Annotated in this window: 2 protein-coding genes; both read left to right on the top strand. The window is 74.1% G+C overall.

Going from position 1 to position 1,619, the window contains the following annotated elements; genetic code table 11:
- Positions 1-950 (top strand): SUKH-4 family immunity protein (locus tag AB8Z36_RS38825; RefSeq protein WP_369218070.1); only part of this gene is annotated, 950 nt, incomplete at its 5' end.
- Positions 951-1,025: 75 nt separating this feature from the next.
- A partial coding sequence (locus AB8Z36_RS38820) for an LCP family protein (RefSeq protein WP_369218069.1) occupies positions 1,026-1,619 on the top strand: 594 nt, incomplete at its 3' end.

Genomic DNA, 1,619 nt, shown 5'->3' with positions numbered 1-1,619 from the left:
AGGCCGTACTGCGCTACCGCGCGGCCGACGGCTCCGAGCAGCAGCTCATCCGCCGCTCGGCGCCCGGCACCCCGCACCCGGAGTGGCAGATCCTGCACGAGCTGCGCGGCATGAACGTGCCCCCGCAGCAGGTGCTCGAACTCCACACCGAGCTGGAGTCCTGCGAGCTGCCGGGCGCCTACTGCGCCCGGATGATCCGCGAGACCTGGCCGCAGGCGCGGATCACGTCCATCGCCCCGTACGGCAGGGACCACGCGTCCCGGCAGCAGGGCATGCAGCAGCTCCTGGCGCACCAGGGCGAGCTGCACCAGGTCGCGGACGGCCCGGCGCGCCCGGCGCCGGTGCGTGCCCCGTTGCAGCAGATGCCGCCCGTACCGGTGCTTCCGCCCGAGGGCATCGCCCAGGAGCTGGCCGCCGCCTTCGGACCCGGCGTCTTCCGCTTCGACCAGCGCGCGGTGTCGCGCCAGGGCGTGCCGGACATCGTGGCCCACACGCTCGTGGTGGCGGGGCTGCCCGTCGACTTCGGGCCGTTCTTCTGGGCGCAGGCCCAGCCGGGGCGCCCGGTGCCGACGCTGGCGGAGCTGGCGCAGGAGCGGGGCGTGCAGCCCGCGTCCGACGCGGGCTCGTACCTGGTCATGGGCAGTGACTTCGGCCGGGCGCTCTGCGTCCAGTACGGCACGGCGAACATAGTGGCCGTGCCGGTGGAGGCGGGTCCCGGCGGCGCTCCGGTGCCGCCGCAGTTCGTGAACACGGGCCTGCCGGAGTTCGCGCGCTGCATGGCGCTGCTCGGCCGCATGTGGCGGCTGCGGTTCGGCCTCAACCAGGAGCAGGCGGGCCGCTGGACCGTCGACTTCCAGAACCAGCTCGCCGCCCTCGACCCGGCGGCGCTCGGTTCGCCGGAGAGCTGGTGGTCGGTGCTCCTCGAGCAGATGTGGGACGGGCTGCTGTAGCGGAGGCCTGGCCCGTACGGGTGAGGACGGGGCGCTCGACCTGCGTGACGGGCCGGGCGCCCCGATCATGCGGTCATGGCGGAGAGCGGTGATCGGACAGGGCCGTCGGCCGGGCGGCGATGGGTGAAGCGGGCGGCGTTCACGCTGCTCGCGCTGACCGTGGTGGTGGCCGCGTACGGCACGGGCCTGTACTTCTGGGCCGGTTCGCGCATCCGCACCACACCGGCGTTCGCCGACTACGCGGGCCGCCCGGAGCCGGGAAAGGGGACCACCTGGCTGCTCGTCGGCTCCGACAGCCGTGCCGCGCTGACCCCCGAACAGCGCAAGGCGCTGCACGTCGGCGACGAGCAGGTGCTGAACACCGACACGATCATGCTCCTGCACTACGGGGAGCACGGGCCGCGGCTGGTCTCGCTGCCGCGTGACTCGTACGTGCCGATCCCCGGGCACGGCAAGGGGAAGATCAACTCCGCCTACGCGACGGGCGGTGCCCCGCTGCTGACCCGTACCGTCGAGCGGGCCACCGGGGTGCGCGTCGACCACTACGCCGAGGTGGACTTCCTCGGCTTCGTCGGCATCGTCGACGCGCTGGGCGGTGTCCCGGTCCGCGTGCCCCGGGGCGGTCTGCGCGACGCGCGGTCGGGGGCGGACTTCGACGGGGGCCGCCGT

The sequence above is a fragment of the Streptomyces flavofungini genome (genome assembly GCF_041028215.1).
GTDB classification, from domain to species: domain Bacteria; phylum Actinomycetota; class Actinomycetes; order Streptomycetales; family Streptomycetaceae; genus Streptomyces; species Streptomyces flavofungini_B.
This window is presented reverse-complemented; position numbering and strand designations above follow the sequence as displayed.